18 protein-coding genes are annotated in these 22854 nt (G+C 62.0%); 1 reads left to right on the top strand and 17 read right to left on the bottom strand.

Going from position 1 to position 22854, the window contains the following annotated elements; translation table 11 throughout:
* Window positions 1–39: 39 nt before the first annotated feature.
* From phoR to PQR54_RS31760, 11 genes are all read right to left on the bottom strand, one after another.
* A complete protein-coding gene (phoR, locus tag PQR54_RS31810) occupies window positions 40–1353 on the bottom strand; it encodes a phosphate regulon sensor histidine kinase PhoR (protein ID WP_408252704.1) in 1314 nt (437 codons plus the stop codon).
* A gap of 110 nt (window positions 1354–1463) precedes the next feature.
* Window positions 1464–2165, bottom strand: a complete 702-nt coding sequence (phoB, locus tag PQR54_RS31805; RefSeq protein WP_006051991.1) for a phosphate regulon transcriptional regulator PhoB — start codon at window positions 2163–2165, stop codon at window positions 1464–1466.
* A 26-nt stretch (window positions 2166–2191) separates the two neighbouring features.
* On the bottom strand, window positions 2192–2896 hold the full coding sequence (gene phoU, locus PQR54_RS31800; protein WP_091792610.1) for a phosphate signaling complex protein PhoU: 705 nt from the start codon (window positions 2894–2896) through the stop codon (window positions 2192–2194).
* A gap of 28 nt (window positions 2897–2924) precedes the next feature.
* Window positions 2925–3773, bottom strand: a complete 849-nt coding sequence (gene pstB / locus PQR54_RS31795) for a phosphate ABC transporter ATP-binding protein PstB (RefSeq protein WP_408252702.1) — start codon at window positions 3771–3773, stop codon at window positions 2925–2927.
* Window positions 3774–3790: 17 nt separating this feature from the next.
* A complete protein-coding gene (gene pstA / locus PQR54_RS31790; protein WP_408252700.1) occupies window positions 3791–4687 on the bottom strand; it encodes a phosphate ABC transporter permease PstA in 897 nt (298 codons plus the stop codon).
* The gene (gene pstC / locus PQR54_RS31785) at window positions 4684–5685 is read right to left on the bottom strand and encodes a phosphate ABC transporter permease PstC (protein ID WP_408252698.1); all 1002 of its coding nucleotides are present in this window, start codon (window positions 5683–5685) and stop codon (window positions 4684–4686) included. The genes pstA and pstC overlap by 4 nt, the downstream gene beginning before the upstream one ends.
* 160 nt (window positions 5686–5845) lie before the next feature.
* Window positions 5846–6877 (bottom strand): phosphate ABC transporter substrate-binding protein PstS, encoded by a 1032-nt coding sequence (pstS, locus tag PQR54_RS31780; RefSeq protein ID WP_408252696.1) that lies wholly within the window; start codon window positions 6875–6877, stop codon window positions 5846–5848.
* 615 nt (window positions 6878–7492) lie between these two features.
* Window positions 7493–8851 (bottom strand): phosphoglucosamine mutase, encoded by a 1359-nt coding sequence (gene glmM, locus PQR54_RS31775; RefSeq protein ID WP_408252694.1) that lies wholly within the window; start codon window positions 8849–8851, stop codon window positions 7493–7495.
* A 27-nt stretch (window positions 8852–8878) separates the two neighbouring features.
* Window positions 8879–9778: a dihydropteroate synthase gene (folP, locus tag PQR54_RS31770; RefSeq protein WP_459251845.1), complete on the bottom strand. Its 900-nt coding sequence runs from the start codon at window positions 9776–9778 to the stop codon at window positions 8879–8881.
* Window positions 9779–9860: 82 nt separating this feature from the next.
* Window positions 9861–11750, bottom strand: coding sequence for an ATP-dependent zinc metalloprotease FtsH (ftsH, locus tag PQR54_RS31765; RefSeq protein WP_408252692.1), 1890 nt, complete (start codon window positions 11748–11750; stop codon window positions 9861–9863).
* Window positions 11751–11938: 188 nt separating this feature from the next.
* Window positions 11939–12601, bottom strand: a complete 663-nt coding sequence (locus tag PQR54_RS31760; protein WP_106309781.1) for an RlmE family RNA methyltransferase — start codon at window positions 12599–12601, stop codon at window positions 11939–11941.
* A 183-nt stretch (window positions 12602–12784) separates the two neighbouring features.
* Here PQR54_RS31760 and PQR54_RS31755 point away from each other — a divergent pair, with 183 nt between their 5' ends.
* Window positions 12785–13312, top strand: a complete 528-nt coding sequence (locus PQR54_RS31755) for a YhbY family RNA-binding protein (RefSeq protein ID WP_408181735.1) — start codon at window positions 12785–12787, stop codon at window positions 13310–13312.
* Window positions 13313–13453: 141 nt separating this feature from the next.
* On the opposite strand, the gene PQR54_RS31750 is transcribed toward PQR54_RS31755, so the two are convergent.
* The 6 genes from PQR54_RS31750 to PQR54_RS31725 form a co-directional block, all read right to left on the bottom strand.
* A complete protein-coding gene (locus PQR54_RS31750) occupies window positions 13454–13963 on the bottom strand; it encodes a DUF4149 domain-containing protein (protein WP_408252690.1) in 510 nt (169 codons plus the stop codon).
* A gap of 20 nt (window positions 13964–13983) precedes the next feature.
* Window positions 13984–14460 carry a transcription elongation factor GreA gene (gene greA, locus PQR54_RS31745; protein ID WP_012433846.1) on the bottom strand — a complete coding sequence of 159 codons (477 nt, stop codon included), beginning with the start codon at window positions 14458–14460 and terminating at the stop codon, window positions 13984–13986.
* A 151-nt stretch (window positions 14461–14611) separates the two neighbouring features.
* Window positions 14612–17866, bottom strand: a complete 3255-nt coding sequence (gene carB, locus PQR54_RS31740; RefSeq protein ID WP_408252687.1) for a carbamoyl-phosphate synthase large subunit — start codon at window positions 17864–17866, stop codon at window positions 14612–14614.
* 185 nt (window positions 17867–18051) lie between these two features.
* Complete coding sequence (gene carA, locus PQR54_RS31735; protein WP_408252685.1) at window positions 18052–19206, bottom strand: glutamine-hydrolyzing carbamoyl-phosphate synthase small subunit; 1155 nt, start codon at window positions 19204–19206, stop codon at window positions 18052–18054.
* Window positions 19207–19700: 494 nt separating this feature from the next.
* Window positions 19701–20942 (bottom strand): MFS transporter, encoded by a 1242-nt coding sequence (locus PQR54_RS31730; protein WP_408252683.1) that lies wholly within the window; start codon window positions 20940–20942, stop codon window positions 19701–19703.
* Between the two features lie 210 nt (window positions 20943–21152).
* Window positions 21153–22847 (bottom strand): transglycosylase SLT domain-containing protein, encoded by a 1695-nt coding sequence (locus PQR54_RS31725; RefSeq protein ID WP_408252681.1) that lies wholly within the window; start codon window positions 22845–22847, stop codon window positions 21153–21155.
* Window positions 22848–22854 lie beyond the last annotated feature (7 nt).

Below are 22854 nucleotides of genomic sequence, written 5' to 3'. Positions count from 1 at the left end.
GCTACGTGCGGGCTTTTCTTCGTTCCGATGCGGCTGCGCTCAAGCCGGCGCCGGTTGCCGACGCGCCGTGCGATACACCGGGAAGCGCACGGTGAACGTGCTGCCACGCCCCTCTTCGCTCTTCACGTCGAGCTGTGCATCGTGACGTTGCAGCACATGCTTGACGATCGCGAGCCCGAGACCCGTGCCGCCGGTGTCGCGTGAACGGCTGCGATCGACGCGATAGAAACGCTCCGTCAAGCGCGGGATGTCCGCAGCCGGAATGCCGAGTCCGCTGTCCGTCACGGAAAATATCGCATTGCCGCCCTGCGCATGCCAAGCCACTTTGATCGCGCCGCCGTCCGGCGTGTAGCGGATCGCGTTCGTGACGAGATTGCCGAACGCACTGAGAATTTCCGTTTCGACGCCGGTGACCGTGAGCCCTTCGTCGGCATCGAACGTGATCTTGTGATGATCGCTCGACAGGTTTTCCGCGTCATCGCGCAGGTGCCGCAACACCGCGCGCATATCGATCATCTGATCGCTCGGCGGCTTGTTGTCGCCTTCGAGTTTGGCCAGCACCAGCAGATCGCTGACGATATGGCGCATGCGCGAAGCCTGCTGCTCCATCAGTTCGAGGTAACGCGAACGTTCGGCTTCGCTCAGCGGCAACTCGCGCATGGTTTCCAGAAAACCCGAGAGCACCGTGAGCGGCGTTTTCAGTTCATGCGAAACATTGGCGACGAAGTCGCGCCGCATCGCATCGGTGCGTTCGAGTTCGGTGATGTCTTGCGAGAGCACGAGCTTGCGATTCTCGCCATACGGAAACACCTGCACCGACAGCACGTTCTGCCGCTTGTCGCCCATGCCGCGCATGATCAGCATCTCTTCGTAGCGATGCGAATTCAGATAGCGAACGAAGTCCGGCTGGCGCACCAGATGCGTGATGTGCTGGCGCAGGTCGCGCTTCGCATCCAGCCCGAAATGGAGTTCGGAGATCGCATTGCACCACTCGATCTGGTCGTGATCGTCGAGCATCGCCACGCCGTTCGGCGAGGCCTGGATCGCCTGAATGAAGCGCGAATGCTGCTGCTCGACCGAACGCACCTGGGCGTGCCAGCGCTTTGCGAGCTTGTGCAGACGGTAGTAGATTTCACCCCAGATGCCGGGAGCGCTCGGCACTTCGCCGTAAACCGGCGCGTCGAGCAAACGCCACAGACGCTGTTTATGAAAGGTGCTGAAAAGGCTCTGCGCGAGCAGCATGACGATCGCGAGGACGAGCGCTGCCTTGACGTTCACGAGTGCGCCGACCACCACGCACAGAACAGCCAGCAGCACGACCGACACGATGGAGCGCGCCCAGATGATGTTCATGGTCTAGCGATCGAAGAGAAAACTATGCGCCGGGATGGGAATCGCGGCGCCTGTCATTGCGAAAAAACGTATTCGACGCGGGCGGCTCGACCACCGCTACCGCCAAAGCCTCAGGCGCTTTTCGCAAGCCGGTAGCCGCTGCCGCGTACCGTCTCAATCATAGCATCGCATCCAGCGGGCTTGAGGGCTGCGCGCAGACGCTTGATATGCACGTCCACTGTGCGCTCTTCGACGAACACGTGATCGCCCCACACCTGATCGAGCAGTTGCGTGCGGCTGTGCACGCGCTCGGGGTGCGTCATGAAGAAGTGCAGCAGGCGGAATTCCGTCGGGCCGAGATCGAGCTTGATCTCGCTGCCTTCCGCATGCGCGGCCACGCGGTGCGTCGCCGGATCGAGCTTGAGACCGTTGATCGCAACCACGTCCTCGGTCAACTGCGGCGCGCGGCGGCGCAACACCGCCTTGATGCGCGCCATCAGTTCCTTCGGCGAGAACGGCTTGGTGACGTAGTCGTCGGCGCCGATTTCGAGGCCGAGCACCTTGTCCTGCTCGTCGCCACGCGCGGTCAGCATGATGATCGGGATATGTTTCGTGCGCTCGTTGTTGCGCAGATCGCGAGCGAACGCGATGCCCGATTTACCCGGCAACATCCAGTCGAGCAGGACGAGGTCGGGCAATACGTCGCTGATCAGGTTCTGCGCCTGCTCCGCGTTGTACGCGCGAATCGGGCAGTGTCCGGCGTGTTGAAGATTGACCGAAATCAGTTCGGAAATGGCGGGCTCATCTTCAATGACGAGAATGCTGCTGGGCATCGGCACCTCTGGTCCTTATGTCTGGATTAACTGAGTGCTTCGCGTTCGAGCGCGTCGCGCGACTTGTGCCGCACGTCCGTACCCTTGACGATGTAAATGATGAATTCGGCGATGTTCTTCGCGTGGTCGCCGATCCGTTCGATCGCCTTGGCGATGAACAAAAAGTCCAGACCCACCGAGATCGAACGCGGATCTTCGGTCATGTACGAAATCAGCTTGCGCACGAAGGCGCGGAATTCTTCGTCGATCGCTTTATCGTCGCGCACGATCTGCGCGGCGGCGACTGTATCGAGGCGCGCGAACGCGTCGAGCGCGCGGCGCAGAATCGACACCGCCATTTCGCCCGACAACTTGATTTCGGCGATGTTGATGGTGCGCGAGGCGCCGTCTTCCATCAACCGCTTGGTGCGCTTGGCGATTTTTTCGGCTTCGTCGCCGGCGCGCTCGAGATTCGTGATGGTCTTGGAAATCGCGATCAACAGACGCAGGTCACGCGCGGCCGGCTGACGGCGCGCGATGATGTTGCTGCACTCTTCGTCGATCTCCACTTCCATCTTGTTCAGACGCTCTTCCGCGGCGATCACCTGTTCGGCGATGTCGAGATCGAATTCGTTGAGCGCCTGCATGGCCTTGACGATCTGCGATTCGACCAGGCCGCCCATTTCGAGCACCTTGGAAGAAACCAGATTCAAGTCGGCGTCGAACTGGCTGGACAGGTGTTTGTCGGACATGTCGTACTCCCTTGTTTTGTTCGGCGTGTTAGCCGAAGCGGCCAGTGATGTAATCCTCAGTTTCCTTGCGGACCGGTTTGATGAAGATCTTTTCGGTATCGCCGAATTCGATCAACTCGCCGAGGTACATATAGGCAGTGTAGTCCGAACAGCGGGCCGCCTGTTGCATGTTGTGGGTGACGATCACCACCGTGTAATCGCTCTTCAATTCGGCGATCAGTTCTTCGATACGGCCCGTCGAAATCGGGTCCAGCGCCGAACACGGCTCGTCGAGCAGGAGCACTTCCGGACGGATCGCGATACCGCGCGCGATGCACAGACGCTGCTGCTGGCCGCCCGATAAACCGTAGCCGCTCTGGCCGAGCTTGTCCTTCACTTCGTTCCACAGCGCGGCCTTGGTCAGCGCCCATTCCACGCGGTCGTCCATCTCCGAGCGCGGCAGCGTTTCGAACATCTTCACGCCGAACGCGATGTTGTCGTAGATCGACATGGGAAACGGCGTCGGCTTCTGGAACACCATGCCGATCCGCGCGCGCAGGAGCGAGATATCGCGCTTGGAGGTCAGCAGGTTTTCGCCGTCCATCAGGATCTCGCCTTCAGCGCGCTGTTCCGGATAGAGCGCGTACATCTTGTTCAGCGTGCGCAGCAGCGTGGATTTGCCGCAACCCGACGGGCCGATGAACGCGGTCACCTTGCCTTCGGGAATCTGCAGATTGATGTTCTTCAGCGCGTGATACTTGCCGTAGAAGAAGTTCAGATCGTTGATCTCGATCTTCGGGCGCGACGGCGCCTGCGACTGGCCGCTCTGGGCGGGATCGAAACCGGCGGGCGCGGTGTGGCGCGCGATCGGATTGAGTTGAGTTTCTGCCATATTCATCGGATTACACTCCGCCCTTACTTGTTCGAGAAGATCGTGCGCGCGAGGATGTTCAATCCCAGCACCGCGAGCGTGATCAGGAAGACGCCGGCCCACGCGAGCGATTGCCACTGTGCGAACGGGCTCATCGCAAACTTGTAGATCGTGACCGGCAGGTTCGCGACCGGCTGGCCCATGTCCATCGAGAAGAACTGATTCGACAGCGCGGTGAAGAGCAGCGGCGCGGTTTCGCCTGCGATACGCGCTACGCCAAGCAGCACGCCGGTGACGATACCCGCGATCGACGCCTTCAGCGTGATCGACAGCACCATCTTCCACTTCGGCGTGCCGAGTGCGAAAGCCGCTTCACGCAGTGCGTTCGGCACCAGTTTCAGCATGTTTTCCGTGGTGCGGATCACGATCGGAATCTGCAGCAAGGCGAGCGCGAAGACGCCGGCCCAGCCGCTGAAGTGGCCCATCTTCGCCACCACCAGCGCGTAGACGAACAGGCCGACCACGATCGAGGGCGCCGACAACAGAATGTCGTTGATGAAACGCGTGAGGCTCGCGAGCCAACCCTTCTGGCCGTATTCAGCGAGATAGACGCCGGCCAGAATACCGATCGGCGTGCCGACGAAAGTCGCGAGCCCGACCAGCATCAGACTGCCGACGATCGCGTTGGCGAGACCGCCGCCGTCGGTGTTCGGCGGCGGCGTCGATTGCGTGAACAGCTCGACCGACAAGCCGCCGATACCCAGGTGCAAGGTCGTGTACAGAATCCAGACCAGCCACAGCAGACCGAACGCCATCGCGGCGAGCGACATGGTCAGCGCAACCGCGTTCTTCATGCGGCGGCGGCCTTGCAGACGCACGCGCATCGCTTCGAGCGCGACGGCGTCGTTCGAACCCGGCATATTCAAAGTGGGCTGGCTCATTTCGCGCCCTCCCCTTTTTCGAGGCGAAGCAGCATGACCTTGGAGATTGCCAGCACGATGAAAGTAATCACGAACAGAATGAGGCCAAGTTCCATCAGCGCCGACGTATGCAGGCCCGGATCCGCTTCGGCGAATTCATTGGCGAGCGCCGACGTGATGCTGTTGCCCGGCGAAAAGAGCGACACGTTGTCGAGCAGATTGGTGTTGCCGATCACGAAGGTGACAGCCATGGTCTCGCCGAGCGCGCGGCCCAGACCCAGCATCACGCCGCCGATCACGCCGCTCTTCGTAAAGGGCAGCACGATCTTCCACATCACTTCCCACGTCGTGCAGCCGATGCCGTACGCGGATTCCTTCAGCAGGACCGGCGTGACTTCGAACACGTCGCGCATCACCGAGGCGATGTACGGAATGATCATGATCGCGAGAATCACACCCGCGCACAGGATGCCGATGCCGATCGGCGCGCCCTGAAACAGCGCTCCGACGAAGGGAATGCCGCCGAGCACCGCGCCGAGCGGTTTTTCGAAATACGTCGCGAAGATCGGCGCGAACACCAGCAGGCCCCACATGCCGTACACGATCGACGGTATCGCGGCGAGCAGTTCGATCGCGATGCCGAGCGGCCGGCGCAGCCACGCGGGCGCGAGTTCAGTCAGGAAAAGCGCGATGCCGAAACTGACGGGCACCGCGATGATGAGTGCAATGATCGAGGTGGCGATCGTGCCGTAGATCGGCACCAGCGCGCCGAACTGCTTGCTGGGTGGATCCCAGTCGGCGGTCCACAGGAAGCTGAGGCCGAATTGCTTGATCGACGGCATGGACGCGACGATCAGCGACACGATGATGCCGCCGAGCAGCAGCAAAGTGATAATGGCGGCGAGGCGCGCGAGACCGCCGAAAATCACGTCGCCGGCGCGGCTGGGCGCTTTCTGTTGCGACGCGCTGCCGGGCGGGGTCGACCTGCTCGCGCCGGGCGCTAATTGGATATCGGACATGAGAGCCTGATGGACCTGTTTCCAGTTGCCGTACGACACGTGTCATGCGGCCGGTAATGCCAGAGGTTAAAGCCGTTGGCCGTCCTCACATGAGGACGGCCAACGTGTTACGTACTGCGGGTGCCGGGCGCTTTGCTCGTTGCTGCACCCGTTGCTTCGCTTACTCGGCGATTGCCTTGCCCGAAGCGTCCTTCACCTTCGCCTTCCATTGCGTGCGGATTTCCGCCACGACCGAATCCGGCAGCGAGATGTAGTCCAGATCGTTCGCGGCTTGCGTGCCGTTCTTGAACGCCCAGTCGAAGAACTTCAGCGTTTCGCTGCCTTGCGGCGCCTTCTCTTGCGTCGTGTGAACCAGCACGAACGTCGCGCCGACGATCGGCCATGCGTTCTTGCCCGGCTCGTTCGTCAGGATCTGGTAGAACGACTTCGACCAGTCCGCGCCTGCTGCCGCTGCCTTGAAGGTGTCCGTCTTCGGCTCGACCACCGTGCCCGACGAGTTCTTCAGCGCGACATACGTCATGTGGTTCTGCTTCGCGTACGCCCATTCCACGTAGCCGATTGCGCCCGGCAGACGTTGCACGAAGGCCGCGACGCCGTCGTTGCCCTTGCCGCCCGTGCCCGTCGGCCAGTTGACCGTCGAACCTTCACCGACCTTCGACTTCCAGTCCGCGTTGACCTTCGACAGGTAGTTCGTCCAGATGAAGCTGGTGCCCGAACCATCGGCGCGGCGAACCACGGCGATGTCGGTATCCGGCAGCTTGACCTTCGGGTTCAGCGCAACGATCGCCGGATCGTTCCACTTCTTGATCTTGCCCAGGTAGATATCGCCGAGCACTTCGCCCGACAGCGTCAGTTCAGCCGGCTTCACGCCTGGCACGTTGACGACCGGCACCACGCCGCCGACCACCGTCGGGAACTGGAACAGGCCTTCCTTGGTGAGTTCGTCGTCCTTCAGCGGAGCGTCCGAACCGGCGAAGTCGACGGTCTTCGCGACGATCTGCTTCACGCCGCCCGACGAACCGATACCTTGATAGTTCACCTTGCCGCCGCCCGACTTCTGATACGAGTCGGCCCACTTCGTGTAAATCGGTGCTGCGAAGGTGCTGCCCGCGCCGGTGATGTCTGCGGCTTGCGCTGCGATCGCGAAAAGCGCGCCAGCGACGCCAGCGAACACGGTTTGCATCAATTTCATGAGACCTCCAAAGGTGTGAGCGGTGTGAGCGTGTAACGAACACCGCGAAGCTTAGGGTCTCTTTGTGACAGTAACGTGACTTAACGTGAAACGGATGTGACAGTGGGATTACTAAGGTGAAAGGCGTTTAGCCAGGGAAAACGCTGATCTTGCGGCGAGGGTTGCGCCGCTCTTTAGATTAGGCGAAGAAAGATGGGGCGCGAACGTTTGCGAGTGCGCGTTTGGGGAAAGATGCGGGCGGGAGCTGTGCGGGGATGCTGCGGCGGGTGAGACGGTAGTTGGAGGAGGCTAGAGCGCTGGCGTTGTCTTTTGGCGCTGCGCGTTTTGGTGTTGCGTCTTTAGGTGTTGCGTCTTTAGGTGCTGCGCCTTCGGGTGCTGCGTCTTTGGGCGCCGGTCTACTGGCGACGTGCCTTTTTTGGCGACGTGTCTTTTGCGCGGCTCGCCGTCTGAGTTGGCGACGCATGGTCACGTGGGTGAGACGCGATCCAGGCAATAGGTGACACAGTTGCCACACGATGATTGCGGAGCTAGAGCGCACACTGCGGGCCGCGAGCGAGGGCGTGGGGACAATATGCTCATCGTCCCCACGCCCTGCCCACCGCAACAACGTGCGGCTTACGCCGTGGCCTCTTTCACCGCGCCGGCAATCGATTCGGCATGAAGAAGCGCGTCGGCGGCATTTTCTGCTTCGACCATCACGCGCAGCACCGGTTCGGTGCCGGACGCGCGGATCAGCACGCGGCCGCGGCCGTTCAGCGCGCTCTCGGCCTTGGCGATGGCGCGGCGGATCACATCGCTGCTCTTCCAGTCCGCGTCAGGCTTCATGCGCACGTTGATCAGCTTCTGCGGGAACAGCGTGACGCCGTCGAGCAGGTCCGCGAGCGTTTTATCGCTGCGCTTCATGGCCGCCAGCACCAGTAACGCGGAGACGATGCCGTCGCCCGTGGAATGGCGGTCGAGCGAAAGAATATGGCCGGAGCCCTCGGCTCCGAGTTGCCAGCCGTGCTCGCGCAACTGCTCCAGCACATAGCGGTCGCCGACCGCCGCGCGGACGAACTTCACGCCGGCTTCCTGCAGCGCCACCTCCACGGCCATATTCGTCATCAAGGTGCCGACTGCGCCGTCCACTTTGCCGTCGGTCGCGACACGGTCCTTGACCAGGATGTACAGCAGTTCGTCGCCGTTGTAGAGACGCCCTGCCGCGTCGACTACCTGCAGACGGTCGGCGTCGCCATCGAGCGCAATGCCCAGATCCGCGTGATTCGCGCGCACGGCACGCACCAGCGCATCCGGTGCGGTCGCGCCGACACCGTCGTTGATGTTGAAGCCGTTCGGCGCGACGCCGATCGGAATCACTTCGGCGCCGAGTTCGTGGAAGACGTGCGGTGCGACGTCGTACGCGGCGCCATGCGCGCAGTCGACTACCAGCTTCAGGCCGTGCAGATCGAACGCCGCCGGGAACGTGCTCTTGCAGAACTCAATGTAGCGCCCCGCCGCGTCGTCGAGACGCCGCGCCTTGCCGAGTTGCTCGGATGCCGCGCAGGCGAGCGGCAGATCGAGTTGCTCCTCGATCTGCGACTCCACTTCGTCCGGCAACTTGTTGCCGTCGGCGGAGAAAAATTTGATGCCGTTGTCGTAGTACGGGTTATGCGATGCACTGATGACCACGCCCGCAGCGAGCCGCAACGCGCGCGTCAGGTAGGCGATGCCGGGAGTCGGCATCGGGCCGGCCAGCATCACGTCCACACCCGCCGCGGAGAAACCCGACTCGAGCGCGGCCTCGAGCATGTAGCCCGACACCCGCGTGTCTTTGCCGATCAGCACGGTTGGCCGCGTGCCCGATTTGGCCCAGCGGTCCGCGCCTGCCAATACCTTGCCGGCCGCGTAGCCGAGCCGCAGTACAAACTCCGGCGTGATAGGTCCTTCGCCGACTTTGCCCCGAATGCCGTCCGTTCCGAAATAACGACGTGCCATGTTTATCTTCCTCCTTGGCTTGTGGGTTCAACCGCGCGCGCGGCTGTGATTCGCCGCGTCGCGCATGGCTGCCCATACTTTCAATGCATCTACTGTTTGCGCGACGTCGTGCACGCGCAGAATCGCAGCGCCCCGTTCAGCGGCGCACACCGCCGCCGCAATACTGCCCGCAACGCGTTCCGGCGCCGGGCGTTCCACTACTGCGCCAACCATCGACTTGCGCGACATGCCGGCAAGAATCGGATACGGCGGCTCGGCTCGCGGCGCCGTATCCGGCAGATGCGCAAGCAGCGTGTAATTATGCTCGACTACGGTCTTGCCGAAGCCAAAACCCGGGTCGACGCTGATACGAGCACGCGCAATGCCGGCCTGCTCAAGTGTCGCGACGCGCTCCTCGAGAAAATCGCGAACTTCGCTCACGACATCGGCATAGACCGGCTCGCCGAGTTGCATGGTCTGCGGCTCACCGAGCATGTGCATGACGCACAGGCCGCACTCACTGTCGCGCACCGCGTCAATTGCGCCGGGCATCCGGAAGCCCCAGATGTCGTTGATCAGATCGGCGCCGGCGGACAACGTGTGGCGCATCACTTCGGGCTTGTAGGTGTCGATCGACAAGGGCACATTCGCGCCGCGCAATTGCTCGACGAGCGGGATCACCCGCTCCAACTCTTCGTCGAGCGGCACCGGCGGCGCGCCGGGACGCGTCGATTCGCCGCCGATATCGATGATGTCCGCGCCGTCGAGCATCATACGCTCGGCCTGGCGCAACGCATCGCCGCGCATCGCGTATTTGCCGCCGTCGGAAAAAGAATCGGGAGTGACGTTCAGAATGCCCATGACCAACGGGCGTTCAAAAGTCAGCTTGAAGCGGCCGCACTGCAGCGGCTCGGGAATAGGCAAAAAAGGGAATTCGACTTTCGACACGTGGTAGTGCTTCACGCAAACGGATAAATGCAAAACGGGCCGGTGTGAAACACACCGGCCCGCACTTTCTACTGGTCGCCTATCAGGCCGGCGCCGTTGCGCTGCCCGGCTTGACCTCGGTTCCCGGGCTGCCGCCCGACGAGGCGTCGGTTGCCGACGGCGTCGAGCTCTTCGGCGAACGCGGCGGACGGCCTGCCATGATGTCGTTGATCTGATCGGCGTCGATCGTTTCCCACTCCATCAGTGCGGCGGTCATCGCTTCGACCTTGTCGCGGTTCTCGTCCAGCAAGCGCTTCGCGAGGTTGTACTGCTCGTCCAGCACGCGGCGGATTTCGGCATCGACCTTCTGCTGCGTCGCTTCCGAAATGGTGCGCGTGAAGCCGCGGCCAAAAGGCGTGGCGTCGTTTTCGTCGTCGACGTAGACCATCGGTCCGAGTGCGTCCGTCATGCCGAAACGAGCCACCATGGCGCGTGCGGTTTGCGTCGCCTTGTTGAAGTCGTCCGACGCGCCGGTGCTGAGCAGGTTCAGGAACAGCTCTTCCGCGACGCGGCCACCGAACAGGATCGCGAGACGATCCAGCAGGTAGTCCTTCGAATACGTTTCGTTGTCATGCTCCGGCAACTGCCACGTCACGCCCAATGCGCGGCCACGCGGAATGATCGTGACCTTGTGCACCGGATCGGCCTTCGGCAACAGCTTCGCGATCACCGCATGGCCCGACTCGTGGTACGCCGTGGCGCGCTTCGATTCCTCGCGGATCACGGCCGACTTGCGCTCCGGACCCATGAAGATCTTGTCCTTTGCGTCTTCGAAGTCGTTCATTTCGACGATGCGCTTGCCGCGGCGAGCCGCGAACAAGGCCGCTTCGTTCACCAGATTCGCGAGGTCGGCGCCCGAGAAGCCCGGCGTGCCGCGCGCGATCACCGCTGCATCGACGTCGTTCGAAATCGGCACCTTGCGCAGGTGAACCTTCATGATGTGTTCACGGCCGCGAATGTCCGGCAGACCGACATACACCTGACGGTCGAAACGGCCCGGACGCAGAAGCGCCTTGTCGAGCACGTCCGAACGGTTCGTTGCAGCGATCACGATGACGCCCGAGTTCGCTTCGAAGCCGTCCATCTCGACCAGCATCTGGTTCAACGTCTGTTCGCGTTCGTCGTTACCGCCGCCCATGCCGGCGCCGCGATGACGGCCGACCGCGTCGATTTCGTCGATGAACACGATGCACGGTGCGTGCTTCTTGGCCTGCTCGAACATGTCGCGCACACGAGCCGCGCCGACACCGACGAACATTTCGACGAAGTCCGAACCCGAGATGCTGAAGAACGGCACTTTCGCTTCGCCGGCGATAGCGCGAGCCAGCAGCGTCTTACCGGTTCCCGGCGGCCCGACCAGCAGCACGCCGCGCGGAATGCGACCGCCCAGCTTCTGGAATTTCTGCGGATCGCGCAGGAAGTCAACCAGTTCGGAGACTTCTTCCTTGGCTTCGTCGCAACCGGCGACGTCGGTGAAATTGATTGCGTTGTTGTTTTCGTCGATCAGACGTGCACGGGATTTACCGAACGAGAACGCACCACCTTTCCCGCCCCCCTGCATCTGTCGCATCATGTAGAACCAGAAACCGATGATCAGGATCGTCGGTCCGAGGTAGTACAGCGCGGACACAAGCGCATTGGGTTCGTCATCAGCCTTGCCGCTCACCTGAACGCCATACTTCATCAGATCGCCGACCATCCAGATGTCGCCGGGCGACACGATCTGGTACTTCTGGCCGTCTGCTGGAGTGACCGTGAGGTTCCGCCCCTGGACAATGACGTTCTTGACTTTGCCGTTCTTCGCGTCGTCCATGAACTGCGAATAGGAAACGCCTTCCTGGACACGGGGCTTGTCGAACTGCTTGAACACCGTAAACAGCACCAGTGCGATAACCAGCCACACTGCTGCTTTCGAAAACATATTGTTGTTCAAAGCACCACTCCTTCACTTAGACGGGCGCCTACATTTGCCTTGCGGCACCACGAAAGCATTCTAATCCAGTCCGCAGACCCCTGCCATAAGGTTTCACTACCACAGAAATAGGACAGCGGGCCATTGCAGCACCCATTTCCGAGGCCATGATCGCATTATCGGCAGATGCGGAACCGTCCTGCAGCGTCCTATGCGGGCCGCTTGAGATGCTTACCCAAAATAAACGTTTCTGACGACTTGTCCCGCGACGCTTTCGGCTTGCGGGCCGCCACCACCTTAAATTGATGCTTGAACTTCTCGACAATCTGGCTATAACCGCTGCCGTGAAAACATTTGACTAAAAGGGCACCATCCTGCTTCAGGTGATTTTGTGAGAATTCCAGCGCGAGATCGCACAGATGCTCGATTCGCGCGGCATCCGCCACCGCCACTCCCGACAGGTTGGGCGCCATATCCGAAATTACAAGATCAACCTGGCGTTCGCCGACCAATTCTTCCAGTTGACCGAGCACGGTGTCTTCGCGGAAGTCGCCCTGAATGAAAGTGACGTCGGCAATCGGTTCCATCGGGAGGATGTCCAGCGCGATGATCGTGCCGTCGATCCCACCTTCGCGCTCGGCGTCGCGCTGCGAACCCTTGGCAAGCTTGTTCCGCGCGTACTGGCTCCAACTGCCCGGCACCGAACCGAGGTCGACGATCACCTGGCCGGGACGGATCAGCTTGTCCTGCTCGTCGATTTCTTTGAGCTTGTAGGCTGCGCGGGCACGATAGCCCTCCCGCTGCGCCATTTTTACGTACGGGTCGTTGATGTGATCATGCAACCACGCCGTGTTGAATTTGTTTTTTGCCATTAAGCGTTGAACTCTTGCTGCGTTATGACACGCTTTAGGGGATAATACGCGGTTAATTCGCGCGGACGCCGCCAAAACTGGCAGCCATCCGCGATTCTGTTGTTCTGACGCGCCGCCCTGCGCGATTGGCCGAATCTCTCGGAAATGCAGGTGCCGCCATTTTAGTCGAGTCTCCCACTTTCCATGCCCGCCCTCAAAGTCTCTTCCGACCAACGCGCCGAGTTGCGCTCCCAGGCACATGCGCTCAAACCGGTCGTGCTCGTCGGCGCCGAAGGCTTGACCGATGCTGTGCTCTCCGAGATCAAGGTCCACCTTGGCGCTCATCAGCTCATCAAAATCCGTGTGTTCGGCGACGAACGCGAAGAGCGCATCGCGATCTATGAAGAAATCTGCGACAAGCTGAACGCCGCGCCGATCCAGCACATCGGCAAGCTGCTGGTGATCTGGAAACCGGAAACCGCACAGCCGGCCGTGAAGACCAAACGCGGCGCCCTGCCGAGCGCCCGCGAAGCCGCGGTGGAAGCCAAACCGGGTAAGGGCCGCGCGCCGCGCGTCGTGACGGTCGTGAAGCCCAGCGAAATCCCGATGCGCAAACCCAAGGCCAAAGCAGTCGTGGTGCGCGGCAATGAACGCGTGACGCAAGGCGGCAACATCAAGCGCGCCAAGAAGCGCCAGACCAGCGCGAAGCGCTCGCATCAGTCGTCGAAATAAGCGAATGATGAGCGGTGCGGGCGGCGTCCGCACCTTGACGTAGGCTGCTTGATCACGACTTCAATACTCAGGGTCGCTCAGCAAGCTCACCGCGCTCTGGCTTGCATACTCTACGCTTGCAAGCAGTCACTGCCGCTCGTGTCAGCCGACCACTTTCCCTGCCGTGCCGCGAGCACTTTGCTCTGCGGACACAACGCCTGCGCCGGCGGGCAGTTTCCACACCAGCGCCACACCCAGCAGGCTTTCGATCAGGTAGAACAGACTCGACACGCCGTGCAAAATGCCAAAGCGTGTTGCATAAGCCGAATGCCCGACATCGCTGCCCGCCTCGAGCGCGGCTATGCGCATTGCATTCATAAAAGGCTGCAACGCAAAGTAACCGACCAGTACGCACACCAGCATGCCCGCGATCAGCCAGCGCAACCGGCGATACGCATCGCTGCCGCGCCGAACCAGCACGTTCGCGAGACCGAGCAGCAAAATGCCGCACACCGCACCCAGCACGCCTTCAATGCGAAACAGCTGCGCAGCCACCGCACCGGCCGTCATCCGGTCGAGCGAGGTGAACAGCACCGGCGCGACCGCATAGCCGATAGTCAGCAGACTACCGACCCACACCACCGTCAATAACCGGAAAAATCGATGCGGCATCAGGGACACCGGAACCGCCTTCAAACGTAGCTAACCGCGATGATTTCGTATTCGCGCACGCCGCCAGGTGCCTGCACCGACGCGACGTCGCCTTCCGACTTGCCGATCAGGGCGCGCGCAATCGGCGAGCTGATCGAGATCAAACCATGGTCGATGTCCGCTTCGTCGTCGCCGACGATCTGATATTTGACCGACGCGCCCGAATCCAGGTCTTCCAGTTCCACCGTCGCGCCGAACACCACGCGCCCGTCCGCTTCCACAGCCGCCGGATCGATCACTTGCGCGCCGGCCAGCTTCGATTCGATTTCAGCAATACGGCCTTCGATGAAGCCTTGCTTTTCCTTCGCCGCGTCGTATTCCGCGTTTTCCGACAGATCGCCCTGGGCACGCGCTTCCGCAATCGAATTGATCACCGAAGGACGCTCAACCGATTTCAGGCGCTGCAATTCATCGCGCAACATTTCCGCGCCGCGCTTAGTCAATGGAACAGTGCTCATAAACAACTCTATGCAAAAAACAGCCGTAAAAAAAATCACCGCGGTTAAGTGCATTCCGCGGGGGCCAGAGCGCCGGGCAAAGCCCGGCGTCAAGCACCTGCGGAACGCCGCTTAACCGCGGCACTTACATCTTGGACAGGTATTCGAAGCCTTAGTTTAGGCGAGCGTGCAGGCCTTGTAAATCATAGACTTCCAGGTCCTTCAAATAGCGCAAACCTTCCACAGCGGCACGCGCACCGGACATGGTCGTGTAGTACGTGACCTTGTTCGCCTGCGCGCTCATGCGGATCGAACGCGAGTCGGCGATCGCGGCACGCGTTTCGTCGACGGTCGTGAAGACCAGCGCGATCTCGCCGTTCTTGATCATGTCGACGATGTGCGGACGGCCGTCCTTCACCTTGTTGACGACCTTCACCGGCACGCCGGCCGCTTCGATTGCCGCAGCCGTGCCCTTGGTCGCGACGATCGGATAGCCGAGCTCATGCAGCATGCGCGCGACTTCGACGGCCTTCGGCTTGTCGGCGTCCATCACGGTCAGCAGCACCGTGCCCGACTCCGGCAGACGCGAACCCGCCGCGAGTTGCGACTTGAACAGCGCTTCGCCGAACGTTTGACCCACGCCCATCACTTCGCCGGTCGAACGCATTTCCGGTCCGAGCACCGGATCGACTGCCGGGAACTTGACGAACGGGAACACGGCTTCTTTCACGCTGAAATACGGCGGATCGATTTCCTTCGTCACGCCTTGATCGGCGAGCTTCTGGCCGACCATCGCGCGCGCCGCGATCTTCGCGAGCGGCAGGCTGGTTGCCTTCGACACGTACGGCACCGTACGCGAAGCACGCGGGTTCACTTCGAGCACGTAGATGACGTCTTCTTTCGAACCGTCCGCCTGCGGCACTTGTTGAATCGCGAACTGCACGTTCATCAGGCCGACCACGTTCAGCGCCTTCGCCATCGCGCCGGTCTGACGCTTCAGCTCAGCGACGGTTTCCTTCGACAGCGAATACGGCGGCAGCGAGCAAGCCGAGTCGCCCGAGTGAACACCGGCCTGTTCGATGTGCTCCATCACGCCGCCGATAAACACGGCTTCGCCATCGGAGATGCAATCCACGTCGCATTCGATCGCGTCGTTCAGGAAGCGGTCGAGCAGCACCGGCGAGTCGTTCGACACCTTCACGGCCTCGCGCATATAGCGCTCGAGGTCACGCGGCTCGTGGACGATTTCCATCGCGCGGCCGCCCAGCACGTACGACGGACGCACCACCAGCGGATAGCCGATTTCATCGGCGAGCTTGAGCGCTTCGTCTTCGGCGCGCGCGGTACGGTTCGGCGGCTGACGCAGGCCGAGGTCCTGCAGCAGCTTCTGGAAACGCTCGCGATCTTCAGCTGCGTCGATCATGTCCGGCGACGTGCCGACGATCGGCACACCGTTCGCTTCGAGATCCAACGCGAGCTTCAGCGGCGTTTGACCGCCGTATTGCACGATCACGCCGACCGGCTTTTCCTTGTCGACGATTTCGAGCACGTCTTCGAGCGTGAGCGATTCGAAGTACAGACGGTCGGACGTGTCGTAGTCGGTCGAAACGGTTTCAGGGTTGCAGTTGACCATGATCGTTTCGTAGCCGTCTTCGCGCATGGCGAGCGCGGCGTGCACGCAGCAGTAGTCGAACTCGATGCCCTGGCCGATCCGGTTCGGGCCGCCGCCCAGCACCATGATCTTCTTGTTGCTGGTCGGGTTCGCTTCGCACTCTTCCTCGTAAGTCGAGTACATATAGGCGGTTTTCGTGGCGAACTCGGCCGCGCACGTATCGACGCGCTTGTACACCGGGCGCACGTTCAACTCGATACGGCGTTGACGCACTTCCGCCGGCTTCGCGCCGAGCAGCTTCGCCAAACGACGATCCGAGAAGCCGCTCTGCTTCAGATACTTCAGTTCTTCCTTCGAGAGGCTCGCGAGCGTACGGCCGGCCAGCGCCTTTTCCTTCAGGATGATCTGTTCGATCTGCGCGAGGAACCACGGGTCGATCGAGGTCTCTTCGAAAATTTCTTCGGCCGTCATGCCGACACGGAACGCGTCGCCCACGTACCAGATGCGATCCGGACCGGCTTCGCCGATCTCGCGGATGATCTCGTCGCGGTTATCGGTCTTTTCGTCCAGACCGTCGACGCCGACTTCCAGACCGCGCAGCGCCTTCTGGAACGACTCCTGGAAGGTGCGGCCAATCGCCATCACTTCGCCGACCGACTTCATCTGCGTGGTCAGGCGCGAATCGGCTTCGCGGAATTTTTCGAACGCGAAACGCGGAATCTTGGTGACGACGTAGTCGATGGTCGGTTCGAACGATGCCGGGGTCTGGCCGCCGGTAATTTCGTTCTTGAGTTCGTCGAGCGAGTAGCCGACCGCCAGCTTCGCCGCGATCTTCGCGATCGGGAAACCGGTCGCCTTCGACGCCAATGCCGACGAACGCGACACACGCGGATTCATCTCGATCACGACCATGCGGCCGTCTTTCGGATTGATCGAAAACTGCACGTTCGATCCGCCGGTGTCGACGCCGATCTCGCGCAGCACCGCGAGCGATGCGTTACGCAGAATCTGATATTCCTTGTCCGTGAGCGTTTGCGCCGGCGCGACGGTGATCGAGTCGCCGGTATGGATGCCCATCGGGTCCAGGTTTTCGATCGAGCAGACGATGATGCAGTTGTCCTTCCTGTCGCGGACCACTTCCATCTCGTACTCTTTCCAGCCGAGCAGCGACTCTTCAATCAGCAGTTCGCGCGTGGGCGACAGATCGAGACCGCGCTTGCAGATTTCTTCGAACTCGTCGCGGTTATACGCGATGCCGCCGCCCGAACCGCCCAGCGTGAACGACGGACGAATCACGACCGGATAGCCGCCGCTGCCCGTTTGCGAAGCGATGTCCGCTTGCACCGCCAGCGCTTCTTCCATGGAATGCGCGGTGCCCGATTTGGCCGAACCGAGGCCGATCTTGGTCATCGCGTCCTTGAACTTCTGACGGTCTTCCGCCTTGTCGATCGCTTCCGGCGACGCGCCGATCAGCTCGACCTTGTACTTCTCCAGCACGCCGTGCGCGTGCAGATCGAGCGCGCAGTTCAGCGCGGTCTGGCCGCCCATCGTCGGCAGGATCGCGTCCGGGCGCTCCTTGGCGATGATGCGCTCGACTACTTCCCACGTGATCGGCTCGATGTAGGTCACGTCGGCCGTGTTCGGGTCGGTCATGATCGTCGCCGGATTGCTGTTGACGAGAATGACCTTGTAGCCTTCCTCACGCAGCGCCTTGCATGCCTGCGCGCCCGAGTAATCGAACTCGCACGCCTGGCCGATGATGATCGGACCCGCGCCGATGATGAGGATGCTCTTGATGTCTGTCCGCTTGGGCATAACGCTCTCGCTAATGTATTCCTGAATTCTTTCCGTCGGCGCGCGCCGCTGTGGCGTTGCGCGCGCTGTGCTCTGTCCGGTGCGGCTCGCCGCGTGTGCGTCGCTGTGCGCCGTGCTACGTCGCGTGTGCGCCGGTCACGCGCGGCGCGGCGTAAGCCGTGCGCCGCCGGGACTTGTCTGCCGCTTTATGCCGCTGCGGTCTTGCCGGCCTTCTTCGCGTCCATCAACCCGGTGAAGCGGTCGAACAGATAGGCGATGTCATGCGGACCAGGCGACGCTTCCGGGTGACCCTGGAAGCAGAACGCCGGCTTGTCGGTCAGCGTGAAGCCCTGCAGCGTGCCGTCGAACAGCGAGACGTGCGTGGCGCGGGCGTTGGCGGGCAGCGTGTCGGCATCGACCGCGAAACCGTGGTTTTGCGACGTGATCACCACGCGACCGTCGTCCAGATCTTTCACCGGATGGTTCGCGCCGTGGTGGCCCGTCTTCATCTTCATGGTTTTGGCGCCGACCGCGAGGCCCATGATCTGGTGGCCGAGGCAGATGCCGAAGGTCGGAATGCCGCGCTCGATCAGTTCCTTGGTGGCCGTGATCGCGTAGTCGCACGGCTCCGGGTCGCCAGGGCCGTTCGACAGGAAAATGCCGTCCGGATTGAGCGCGAGCGCGTCAGCAGCGCTGGCTTGCGCCGGCAGCACGGTGACGTGGCAGCCACGCTCGGCCAGCATGCGCAGGATGTTGTACTTGACGCCGTAGTCGAACGCCACGACGCGATACTTCGGCGCCTTTTGCGTGCCGTAGCCTTCGCCCAGACGCCATTCGGTCTGGGTCCACTCGTAGGTTTCCTTCGTCGACACGACCTTCGCGAGGTCCATGCCCGAGAGGCCCGGGAACGAGCGAGCGAGTTCGATGGCTTTGGCCTCGTCGTCCGAACCGGCGAGGATCGCGCCGTTCTGCGCGCCCTTGTCGCGCAGAACGCGGGTCAGCATACGGGTGTCGAGTCCGGCGATGGCGACCACGCCTTCGTCTTTCAGATATTGCGGGAGCGTGCGCTCCATGCGGAAGTTCGACGCGAGAACCGGCAGATCGCGAATGATCAGGCCGGCGGCATGGACTTTCGTAGCTTCGACGTCTTCGGCGTTCACGCCGACGTTACCGATATGCGGATACGTGAGGGTCACGATCTGGCGCGCGTAGCTCGGGTCAGTCAGGATTTCCTGATAGCCGGTGATAGCGGTGTTGAACACGACTTCGCCGATGGTATGCCCGGGGGCGCCGATCGAGTAACCACGAAAGACCGTGCCGTCGGCGAGTGCGAGCAAAGCGGGAGAAAATGACGGCAACACGGGAGACTCCTTGGGGGAACACCCTGTTGCCGACCTGTCTATCCGACTGCGAGCCGCAGCGAAACGCATCCGGGATGCGCGCGCAGACTCGCTCGCGAACTGCCTTCGACGTTGCAAGGGGCGCGATGGGTCCATTGTGTGGACGGATCGGCTGGGGGCGGAGCCCTGCTTGCTACGCCGGTGGCGCGCGGCGGATGAACGGTATGGGAGAGGTAGGCGCTAGGGTGCGGGTTGATAAGCTCAAACCTCGGAATTATAGCGTGAAAATGCCCTTCTCTCCAAATCCGAGATGGCGTCGACCCGTGGAACACTGCGGCTCGGAACCGCTGAAAGCCTTGCCGCGCTTGGCGCGGACGGTGCTCTGGAACGTTTCCGTCAGCGCGAATCGGGGCAGTGCCGGGAGATGGGGCACGACCGGCAAATTACCGGTCGCCAGCGCCGTGAAGACTAGCGAATGGGCGTGCCCGGCGGCAGACTACGGGTTCGATCTGGCCTCAAGCGTCCTGCTCGGCGTGGACCTCGGCCGGACGAACCAGCTTACGGCCCGGCAACACGTACCAGATCGCGCTCGCCACCTGCAGCGCCACGAGAATGCCCCAGGCCGTCAGATGCGCGGCCGCTGGATAATGGCCGCCGCTCGCCGGCCAATGCGACAGCACGGCGCCGACGCCAATCTGAAAACCGAAAATCAGCAGAAAGATGATCAACGTCAGCGTGGTATTCACGCGGCCGATCATCTGCGCCGGGAAGTGCCGGGCCATAACCGCGTAGCTGAGAATGCCGGTGCCGCCGAATATCCCGTACGCCGCCCACATCAGGCCCGCGGGCAGCGGCGCCTTGAACATGATGAGCAACTGCGTCACGACGTACAGCGCCATGCCGATCCCGCAAAACGCATAGAGCGAGATACCGCGCCGTTCGAGACCGCGCGCGGCCGCGCCGAAGCCCACGCAGCCGGCCATCATCGCAAAACCGAGAATCGAAACCAGCGCGGCGGCTTCGCGCGGCTCGAAGCCCTGCACGTCACGCAGCCACGCGCCGACCCAAAGCGACTGCATCGCGTAAAAGACGCCTTGCGTAACGACTGAAAACGACGCGATCTTCCAGAACGCCGCGCTGCGCAAGATGTGCAGCGTGCCTTTGAACTGGGCACCCAGACTCGCCTGATGATGCGATTCTTTCGTGTCCGGCGCGAGCGTCCACTGCGCCAGCGCAACCAACACCGTCAGCAAACCCAGCCCGACGCAGACCGCGCGCCAGCTGGCGAAGGTCAGAACCCACGTCAGCGGCGAGCCGACCATCACGCCGCCGAAGCCGCCGATCGCCATCACCAGTCCGTTCATCAGCGGCAGGCGCGCGGCGGCGAAGTGCTGCGCCAATGCCTTGAACGCGGCGCCAAGACACACGGAGACGCCGACGCCGATCAGCAGCCGCCCCACCATCATCACGCCGACGCTATTGGCAGCGCCGAACACCCAGATGCCGAGCGCTGCAAATAGCAGCGTGACGGCCGTGACACGCCGCGCGCCGAAATGATCGAGCAGGACGCCAGCCGGAATCTGTGCACCCGCGAAGCCGAGAAAATAGAGACTGGTGAGCAGGCCCAGATCCGCGGCCGACAAACCGAGATCGTGCGTGATGAACGGTGCAAAGCCGAGGTTGACGCCGCGGAACACGTAGGAAACGAAATAACCGGCGGAGAACAGCAGGAAGACGCGCAACTGGGTCGACGACATGAGTTTTTAGTTAGACGGCTGGCCGATTGGGTTTGACCGAAGCACGAAAGATAAAGGAAAAGCGCCGGCTTTGCGCGAAATGATCTGCGGAATGAAAAACGCCGTCACCACAGGTGACGGCGTTGGAAAAAGCACGGTGCGTGATCGGAGCGCAATTCATGCGCTGCCCCCGCAACGCATGTGGTCACTACCGTGTGAGCCGCTATTGGTCTACTTACCCTTCTTCGCGCTGGCCGCGGTCTTCGGGCGGCTCTCTGCCGCAGCCTTCGACGCCTTGCTGGACGTGGAAGCCGACACTTTGGTCACCTTGCCCTTGCTGGCGCTGGATGCCGTCGGCTTGACGACCTTACCTACCGGTTCGGAGACCTTCACCACTTCTGCCCGGCCACGACCCTTCTTTTTATCGTAGCGCGATTCGCTTCGGGTGTCTGCGACGCGGGTGCCGATCTTCTCGACACCGCCGCCTTGCACATCGGTCGCGATGCGTTCCGGACCCGGCTCGCTCGGCATGGCCTTGCCGACCGGCACGTGCAGCACGATCACCTGACCGCGCGAAACGGCGTCGCGATGCGTACGGTTCCAGGCCTTCAACTGGCCGACCGACACGCCGTAACGCACGGCAATGGCCGCCATCGACTGATTGCGGCGCACGCGAATCAGCATCTTGCGCGTATCGGGGACGTCGGGCTCCATGGCCAGCACGGCGCTTTCGGCGACGTCGGCGCTGATGTCCTCGTCGTCGTCCGAACCGCGCGGCACCACGATCGTGGAGCCGGGTTTCAAACGCATGCCGACCGGAATCTTGTTCACTTCCATCAGCGTATCGGCGTCGACGCTGATCTTCTGCGCGATCGCCGCGGGTGTCGCGCGTTCAGTGACCGTGTACGTGGTCCACGACGACAGCGAGCCGGAGTAAGTTTTCAGATTGCGTTCGAAGGCGCTGGCGTTGTCGAACGGCAGCAGGATCTGCGGCTGCGTGGCGCCGAGAATCACCGGCTTCCTGAACGACGGGTTCAGCGAGCGGAATTCGTCCGCGGACAGGTTCGAGAGCTTGGCGGCCATGTCCACGTCGATGTCGTGCGAGGTGGTTACCGTCACGAAATACGGGTGGTTCGGAATGGTCGGCAGCGCGAGCCCGTACATTTGCGGGTTCATCACGATGTTCTTGACCGCCTGCAGCTTCGGCACGTAGTTGCGCGTCTCGTTCGGCATGCGCAGGCTGAGGTAGTCGGTGGGCAGGCCCGCTGCTTCGTTGCGCGCAATTGCGCGCTGCACGTTGCCCTCGCCCCAGTTGTACGCCGCGAGCGCCAACTGCCAGTCCCCGAACATGTCATGCAGACGCGACAGATAGTCGAGCGCGGCGCTGGTCGACGCCAGCACGTCGCGCCGCTCGTCCTGCCACATGTTCTGCTTGAGGTTGTAGGTGCGGCCCGTGCCCGGCATGAACTGCCACATACCGGCCGCCTTCGCCACCGACAACGCCTGCGGGCTATACGCCGATTCGATGAACGGAAGCAGCGCGAGCTCGGTCGGCATATGGCGCGCCTCGAGCTCTTCGACGATGTGATACAGGTATTTCTGCGAGCGCTCGGTCATGCGCTGCACGTAGTCAGGCCGTTGCGCATACCAGTTGACCTGCATGTCGACGAGGTCGGTTTGCAGATCCGGCATCTGGAAACCACGGCGAATACGGCCCCAAAGGTCGGCGTCGGCGCTCGTCAACTGAGTGACGGAGCCTTGATCGACGTTGATCGTCTCTTTGGCGGTGGCTGACTTGCGAAGGGCGTCTGCTACGGCTTGCTGACTGGCGGGGTTGGTTGAGGCGTTCGGAATGCTCGTCGTCGGTCCTTGGCTCGCGCAGGCGGCGAGCGTCAGGACCAGCAACGCACTAAAGATAAATCGCATGAAAATC

Origin of the sequence: Paraburkholderia phytofirmans, from assembly GCF_046028095.1 — a bacterium.
Taxonomy (GTDB): domain Bacteria; phylum Pseudomonadota; class Gammaproteobacteria; order Burkholderiales; family Burkholderiaceae; genus Paraburkholderia; species Paraburkholderia phytofirmans_A.
This window is presented reverse-complemented; position numbering and strand designations above follow the sequence as displayed.